General features: G+C 74.4%; 5 protein-coding genes. 2 read left to right on the top strand and 3 right to left on the bottom strand.

The window, feature by feature from the left end; genetic code table 11:
• Positions 1-15: 15 nt before the first annotated feature.
• From ACWGIS_RS10795 to ACWGIS_RS10785, 3 genes are all read right to left on the bottom strand, one after another.
• The gene (locus tag ACWGIS_RS10795) at positions 16-498 is read right to left on the bottom strand and encodes an ATP-binding protein (RefSeq protein ID WP_453362043.1); all 483 of its coding nucleotides are present in this window, start codon (positions 496-498) and stop codon (positions 16-18) included.
• 504 nt (positions 499-1,002) lie between these two features.
• Complete coding sequence (locus ACWGIS_RS10790) at positions 1,003-2,745, bottom strand: pyruvate dehydrogenase (protein WP_453362042.1); 1,743 nt, start codon at positions 2,743-2,745, stop codon at positions 1,003-1,005.
• Between the two features lie 64 nt (positions 2,746-2,809).
• A complete protein-coding gene (locus tag ACWGIS_RS10785; protein WP_453362041.1) occupies positions 2,810-4,804 on the bottom strand; it encodes a protein phosphatase 2C domain-containing protein in 1,995 nt (664 codons plus the stop codon).
• 509 nt (positions 4,805-5,313) lie between these two features.
• Here ACWGIS_RS10785 and ACWGIS_RS10780 point away from each other — a divergent pair.
• Together ACWGIS_RS10780 and ACWGIS_RS10775 are read left to right on the top strand one after the other, a co-directional pair.
• A complete protein-coding gene (locus ACWGIS_RS10780; RefSeq protein WP_453362040.1) occupies positions 5,314-6,303 on the top strand; it encodes a helix-turn-helix transcriptional regulator in 990 nt (329 codons plus the stop codon).
• Between the two features lie 36 nt (positions 6,304-6,339).
• Positions 6,340-6,822: a DUF456 domain-containing protein gene (locus ACWGIS_RS10775; protein ID WP_453362039.1), complete on the top strand. Its 483-nt coding sequence runs from the start codon at positions 6,340-6,342 to the stop codon at positions 6,820-6,822.
• The last annotated feature ends 83 nt before the right edge of the window (positions 6,823-6,905 follow it).

The following is a 6,905-nucleotide window of genomic DNA, read 5'->3' as shown; positions in this document are numbered from 1 at the left end:
GGGCGCGGCATGAGGTCATGCCGCGCCCCCGTCCAGTTCGAACCACACCGCCTTGCCCACGGCGTGCACCCGCACGCCCCACGCGTCGGCCAGGGACTGCACCAGGACCAGGCCCCTGCCGTGCGTACCGTCGTCGGCGTCCGGTACCCGCAGCCGTGGCCTGCGCCCCACGAAGTCCCTGACCTCCACGCGCAGTCCGCGCGGCGAGACGGTGGCCGTCAGCACCGCGTCGTGGTCGGTGTGCACCAGGGCGTTGGTCACCAGCTCACTGGTGAGCAGTTCGGCGACCTCCGACCGTCCGGGTCTCCCCCAGTGACGTAACAGCTCCCTCAGTGCCTTGCGGGCCTCCGGCACGGCCCTCAGGTCCCCCCGTCCCAGCCGGCGCCGGAGCTGCGGCGCCCCCGGCTTCTCCCCGCCCCCGTCGACCGTTTCCTCCACTGTCTCCGCCGCGGGTGCCCCCAGTGTCCCGGGGCCGCCCGCACGTGCCTGCCTCTTCATGACCCCCGCCCGCACGCCGATGTCGGTTTCCTTCCTGCTCGAACACGTTCACGGGGATCCATGCCCGGCCGTGGAAGACGACAGTCATGCTGAATCGTCAATCACGCGCCGTTCGCCGGCCGTTCGCCGTCACCGCACCGGGGAAGCGGCCCGCCGGGACGGGGTCGGCCGGACCCCCGGGAGCGGCGCGTCCCGGCCCGGGCACGCCTGCGAGAGCGGAACCGCTGTGTGTCCAGGGGCAGTTCGGGCGGGTGGCGCGACCCTCACCGGGCACCCCGGCGCCCGTGAGGGGAGGAGAGCCGGTGCGGCTGCCGGTGCGCGCGCCCGCCCTCGGCCGCGCCGTCCCTGGGGTCTGCCGCCCGCGACGGCGCGCCGACCGCGTGAGATCGCCCCAACTGCCGACAGCGGCCTGCCTATTCCGCCGTAGACGACGGGGAGGGACGGCTCCCGCCACTCGACACGCGGGCGCCGGGGCCGTGCGACCGGTCCCGTGCGGGTCGCGCCTCAGGGCCTCGGCACGTTGCGCAGGTTGGAGCGGGCCATCTGCACCATGCGGCCCACGCCCCCGTCGAGGACGATCTTCGACGCGGACAGGGCGAAGCCCGTGACCATCTCGGCGCTGATCTTCGGCGGGATGGAGAGGGCGTTGGGGTCGGTGACGACGTCGACGAGCGCCGGGCCCTTGTGCCGGAAGGCGTCCTTGAGAGCGCCGGCGAGCTGCTTGGGCTTCTCGACGCGGACGCCGTACGCCCCGCAGGCCTCGGCGACGGCGGCGAAGTCGGGGTTCTTGTTCGCCGTGCCGTGCGAGGGCAGGCCGGCGACCAGCATCTCCAACTCCACCATGCCGAGCGAGGAGTTGTTGAAGAGGACGACCTTCACCGGCAGGTCGTACTGGACGAGGGTGAGGAAGTCGCCCATCAGCATGCTGAATCCGCCGTCACCGGACATCGAGACGACCTGGCGGCTCCGGTCGGTGAACTGGGCGCCGATAGCCATCGGCAGCGCGTTCGCCATCGAGCCGTGCGAGAACGAACCGATCACCCTGCGGCGCCCGTTGGGCGAGATGTAGCGCGCCGCCCAGACGTTGCACATGCCGGTGTCGACGGTGAAGACCGCGTCGTCGTCGGCGACCTCGTCCAGGACCGCGGCGACGTACTCGGGGTGGACCGGGACGTGCTTGTCGACCTTCCTGGTGTACGCCTTGACGACGCCTTCGAGCGCGTCGGCGTGCTTCTTCAGCATCTTGTCGAGGAAGCGCCGGTTCTTCTTGGTCCGCACCCGCGGGGTCAGGCACCGCAGGGTCTCGCGCACGTCGCCCCACACGGCCAGGTCGAGCCGGGAGCGGCGGCCCAGGTGCTCGGGGCGGACGTCGACCTGGGCGATCTTCACGTCGTCGGGCAGGAAGGCGTTGTACGGGAAGTCCGTGCCGAGCAGGATGAGCAGATCGCACTCGTGGGTGGCCTCGTAGGCGGCGCCGTAGCCCAGCAGGCCGCTCATCCCGACGTCGAACGGGTTGTCGTACTGGATCCACTCCTTGCCGCGCAGCGCGTGCCCCACCGGCGACTTGATCTTCTCGGCGAACTCCATGACCTCGGCGTGGGCGCCCGCCGTGCCGCTGCCGCAGAAGAGGGTGACCTTGTCGGCCGCGTCGATCAGCTTGACCAGTTCGTCGATCTCGGCGTCGCCGGGGCGGACGGTGGGCCGCGCGGTGACCAGGGCGGTCTCCGCCGACTTCTCCGGTGCGGGCTCGCCCGCGATGTCGCCCGGCAGCGTCACGACACTGACCCCGCCGCGACCGACGGCGTTCTGGATCGCCGTCTGCACCAGCCGGGGCATCTGCTTCGGGTTGGAGATCATCTCGTTGTAGTGGCTGCACTCCTCGAAGAGCCGCTCGGGGTGGGTCTCCTGGAAGTACCCGAGCCCGATCTCGCTGGAGGGGATGTGCGAGGCGAGGGCGAGGACCGGGGCCATGGAGCGGTGGGCGTCGTACAGGCCGTTGATGAGGTGCAGGTTGCCGGGGCCGCAGGAACCCGCGCAGGCGGCGAGACTCCCGGTGATCTGCGCTTCCGCGCCCGCGGCGAACGCGGCGGTCTCCTCGTGCCGGACGTGGATCCAGTCGATGGCCGCGTTGCGCCGGACGGCGTCCACGACCGGGTTGAGGCTGTCGCCGACGACCCCGTACAGCCGTTTCACGCCCGCGCGGACGAGAAGGTCGACGTACTGCTCGGCGACGGTCTGCTTGGCCATGACGTCACGTGCCCTTCGGTCTCCGGAGATCCCTTCGGGTTCCATGAATCCACACGGCGGGCGGTTACGCCTCCCACACGGCGGCGGCCGTCCGGTCGTCGGCGTACCCCTTGACCCTGACCTGGCTGTCCGCGAGGAACGTCGCGAGCCCCGGCGGCTCGGGCGCCGACCAGCGTGTCGTCAGATGCCCGGCGAGCTCCGGTTCCCCGCGCAGCGGCTCCGCGAGGCCGCCGGTGCACAGCAGCAGCGTGTCACCCGGGCGGGCGACGGAGGCCCGGAACCGGAAGGGGGCGCGGGGCGGCCGGGGCGCGGGCTCGTACGGGCTCGGCGGTGTCGTGATCCCGAGGTCCATGGTGAGCCGGTCGCCGTCCGGGGTCTCGTGGGGCGGCGACCCGAAACCGACGACGGGCTCCCCGGCGGTCTCCGCCACCCGGGGCTCGATGTCCTGCCACTCGCCGTCCCGCAGCCGGAACAGGCCGCCGGGGCCGACGCCGAAGAAGACGCGCGTACGGCACTCCGGGTCCGCGGGCAGCAGCAGGCACCGCAGGCTCGCGGTGTACTCCTCGGGTTCGACGCCCTGTTCGGCCGCGCTGGCCCGCAGCCTGCCGAGGCTGCGGTCGGTGAGGCGGTGCAGCCCCGACTTCAGGTCGCCGCGCCGGCCCGCCCGGATGTCCTCGGCCAGCCGTGCGTGGCTGCGGCCGACGGCCCGGCCGATCCACCGGCACGCCTCCGCGGCCGCCCGGTGCGCGCCGGGGGTGGCCCGCGCGCCGGTCGCCATGGCCACGAGGACCAGGGCGTCCTCGCCCGTCCCGAAGCGGGCGGTCAGCAGGGCGTCCCGGCGCGGTTCGCCCCGGTACCGCGCGGAGTCCCCGCGCACCGAGACCGCCCGCAGGGTGCACGCCCCGTACTGCGCGCCCTCCAGCACCGTGTCCGCGACGAGGTCCGCCAGCGCGTCCGGGTCGGCGGGCGGCAGGGCCGTGGGCTCCGCGTCGTAGGTGGGCGGCCCGGATCCGACGTGGCCGACGGGGTCCGGCGGCGCGGCGCCCGCGGCCGGGGGCTCCGGATCCGCGAGGGAGGGCCAGGCCGGCCCGGCGGACCGGCCGAGGGGCGCGAGGGTGGGTTCGTCGGGCGGCGCGGGGGCGGCACCGCCGGGCTTCTCGGCGGGCAGGTAACCGGCGGGAGGCGGCGGCACACCGACGGTCGGGGACCCGCCGGGCGGTCGCGTCCCGTCACCGGCCGGGACGACCGCGGGCGGACCGGCGACGGGCGGTCGCGGGCTCCCGGTCGGCGGCGGGGGGCCGACGGGAAGCGGAGGGGCCTCCGGTGGAGGACCGACGGGCGGCACGGCGGGCGGGGGCGGGCCCTCTGCGGAGGGGCGCGCACCGGTCGGCGGCGGATCGCCTGCCGCCCCGGGCGACGCACTCCAGGCAACCCCCGCCGACGGACGGACCCCGATCGTCCCGCCCACTGGCCGGCCGTCCCCGGTTCCGCCGGCGGACGGAGTCCTGTCCGTCCCGGCGGGCAGAGTTCCGGCCGTCCCGGCGGACGCAGGCCCGTCCGTCCGGGCAGGCGGAGCTCCGGCCGTCCCGGCGGACGCCGTTCCGGCCGTCCCGGCGGAGGGCAGAGGGGCCGTCGGTGACTGAGTGCCCTCCGTGCCGACGGGAGGCCGGTCTTCGAGGGCGCCGGCCACTGGCCGGGAGCCGGAGTCGCGTGATCCGGAGCCCAAGTCGCGTGCCCCGGAGCCCGACTCGCGTGACGTGGGGCCCGACTCGCGTGGCCCGGGGCCGCCGGACGGGGTTCCGGGGCCGCCGGACGGGGTTCCGGAGCCGCCGGTGCGCTGCTCCGGGACGGCGTGCGTCTCCCCGGGCCGGGGCGGGACCTCGTCGGCGTACGCACCCGGCGCCGGGCCGCCGCGCCCCACCGTGCCCGACGCCGACGCGAACCGGTCGTCGAGGGAGTCGGCCGCCGCCGCGGGACCCGTGTCTCCGGTGGAGTCGTCGTACAACTGCCCCCACCAGTCGTCCTCGTGACCGGTAGGACTCTCCCCCTGCTGGCTCATGTCCCTGATTGTCCACCGCGGGAGCCGGAAGGAAACGGTGCATCGGGAAAATCCGGCGGACGGAGATCGCGCGACGGCGTGTCGGACCGGCGGAAAGACGTCGGCTCGAACAGCCGTGCGTGATACCGCCGGGCGGTCCCACCCCCCACGGGAGAACCGCCCGGCGGCGCCGGAGTGACCGGGACCCACCGCACGTCGTGGGTCCGGGTCACGGTCTGGACGACCGGGCCGCCGCGTACGGCGGTCCTTCCCGGTCCTGAGTGTGACCTGGTTCCCTGATGTTCCGCGGTGATGCGCGGTCACGTCCGTCGGGAACCGCCCCGCCCGCGTCCGCGCAGGCCGGACAGGCTCAAGCCGGGCATTGCGGGCGGTGGTTGGTGCCCCAGTGGCGCCACCTTGTCAGAGAGACGGGTGGTGCGGCGATGATGTGGGAAGGCGGGTTTGCGCCGTGGCTGTTTTCCGCCACGGCGCGGTCGTCACGGATGATCCTCGGGGAGGGACGTCTCCGCATGCTGGGAGCGATAGGTCTGGACGAGACGCACGAGTCGGCGTACCGGGCACTGGTGTCCGTGGGCGCCGCCGACGTGCCCGATCTCGCACGCCGGCTCATGCTCGGCGAGTACGACACGGAGCGCGCCCTGCGCCGGCTGGAGCGGCACGGACTGGCGGCGCAGTCGACGGCCCGTCCCGGGCGTTGGGTCGCGGCGCCGCCCGGCGTCGCGCTGGGCGCGCTGCTCACCCAGCGGCGGCACGAGCTGGAGAAGGCGGAGCTGGCGGCGGCGCTGCTCGCCGAGGAGTACCGGGCGCAGGCCGCCGAGCCGGCCGTGCACGACCTGGTTGAGGTGGTGATCGGCGCGGCGGCGGTCGCGCAGCGGTTCCTCCAGCTCCAGCTGGGCGCCAGTGAGGAGGTGTGCGCGCTGGTCACGGGGAACCCGGTGGTCGTCTCGGGGACGGACAACGAGGCCGAGGAGCAGGCGGCCGGCCGTGGCGTGACCTACCGGGTGGTGGTCGAGCGGGCGGTCCTCGACCTGCCCGGCGGCATCACCGAGCTGTCCGCCGCGCTCGGCCGGGACGAGCGGGTCCGCGTCGCCGACACGGTGCCGACCAAGCTCGTGATCGCCGACCGGGCGCTCGCCATGGTGCCGCTGACCTCGCACACCGCCGAGCCCGCGGCCCTGGTCGTGCACGCGAGCGGACTGCTCGAACTGCTCTCGGGCCTCTTCGAGTCGGTGTGGCGGGAGGCGCTCCCCCTGCGCCTCGGCGACACGGGCGTGGCCGAGCAGGAACCGGACGGCCCGGACAGCACCGACCTGGAGGTGCTGTCACTGCTGCTGGCCGGGCTGACCGACGCGAGCGTCGCCAAGCAGCTGGACCTGGGCCTGCGGACCGTGCAGCGCCGGGTGAAGCGGCTGATGGAGCTGACCGGCGTGACCACCCGGCTCCAGCTGGGCTGGCACGCGTACGAGCGTGCCTGGGTGGCCCGGGACCGGCTGGACTGACCTGCGGGTTCACCCGTTCTCCTGCACTCTGGACAGATGGGAGTGTGGGAGCTCCTGCTGGTCGGGGTGGTGATACTGCTCGGCCTGTTCGGAGTACTGGTGCCCGGCGTGCCGGGATCGTGGCTCGTCTGGGCCGCGGTGCTGTGGTGGGCGCTGGAGGACCCCCGCAAGCTGTCCTGGGTCGTGCTGGTGGGCGCGACGGTGGTGCAGCTGTTGTCCCAGGCGGCGCGGTGGGCGCTTCCCCCGCGCAGGCTGCGCGCGAGCGGCGCGACGCCCCGCATGGCGGCGTACGCCGGGTGCGGCGCGCTGCTCGGCTTCGTCGTGCTGCCGGTGCTGGGCGCGCTGCCCGGGTTCATGGGCGGGATCTATCTGTCGGAGCGGCTGCGTCTCGGGCGGCACGGGGAGGCGGTGGCGGCGATGCGCACGGCGATGCGTTCGGGGGGCTGGAGCGTGCTGGCGGAGCTGTTCGCCTGTCTGCTGATCATGGGGGCGTGGGTGGGGGCGGTCATCTGGGGCTAATGCCGCGGCCGCAGAGGGTTCCTGCGTGGCGGTCGGGCCCCGTTGTCAGGCGTCGCGGCGGACGGACTCGCGGACGCCGGGGA

This window comes from Streptomyces sp. NPDC054842 (genome assembly GCF_053611025.1).
This window is presented reverse-complemented; position numbering and strand designations above follow the sequence as displayed.

Excerpts from the sequence above, each read along its gene's own strand:
- ACWGIS_RS10775 (WP_453362039.1), top strand. The coding sequence starts at position 6,340 with ATGGGAGTGTGGGAGCTCCTGCTGGTCGGGGTGGTGATACTGCTCGGC.
- ACWGIS_RS10780 (WP_453362040.1), top strand. The coding sequence starts at position 5,314 with ATGCTGGGAGCGATAGGTCTGGACGAGACGCACGAGTCGGCGTACCGG.
- ACWGIS_RS10785 (WP_453362041.1), bottom strand. The coding sequence starts at position 4,804 with ATGAGCCAGCAGGGGGAGAGTCCTACCGGTCACGAGGACGACTGGTGG.
- ACWGIS_RS10795 (WP_453362043.1), bottom strand. The coding sequence starts at position 498 with ATGAAGAGGCAGGCACGTGCGGGCGGCCCCGGGACACTGGGGGCACCC.
- ACWGIS_RS10790 (WP_453362042.1), bottom strand. The coding sequence starts at position 2,745 with ATGGCCAAGCAGACCGTCGCCGAGCAGTACGTCGACCTTCTCGTCCGC.